Origin of the sequence: Bacillus sp. SIMBA_031 (assembly GCF_046535225.1) — a bacterium.
Classification (GTDB): Bacteria; Bacillota; Bacilli; order Bacillales; family Bacillaceae; genus Bacillus; species Bacillus velezensis.
Genome location: NZ_JAWRXC010000303.1, coordinates 1 through 268, shown reverse-complemented (window position 1 = coordinate 268; position 268 = coordinate 1). Strand labels below are relative to the sequence as shown.

The following is a 268-nucleotide window of genomic DNA, read 5'->3' as shown; positions in this document are numbered from 1 at the left end:
CTGGAGATCCGGACCCCAGAGACATTCTCGATAATGTGGCCTCTGCGCAACATCATCCAACTCGCGTGCTGCGCCCGGCAGTTCGTTCGGGATGGCTGGAAAACGGGCCAGGGAGTGGATCAGGACGTGGTTCCGAGACCTTCGTAGAGGTGTCTTGGGAACGGGCCATAGAGCTAGTCAGTTCGGAGCTCAAACGGGTCTACGCGGAATACGGTCCCATGGCTGTATACGGCTGCTCGTACGGATGGGCCAGCGCCGGCCGCTTCCA

1 protein-coding gene is annotated in these 268 nt (G+C 60.4%); it reads left to right on the top strand.

The window, feature by feature from the left end; translation table 11 throughout:
• Positions 1-35: 35 nt before the first annotated feature.
• A partial coding sequence (locus SB724_RS20395) for a molybdopterin-dependent oxidoreductase (protein WP_410572706.1) occupies positions 36-268 on the top strand: 233 nt, incomplete at its 3' end.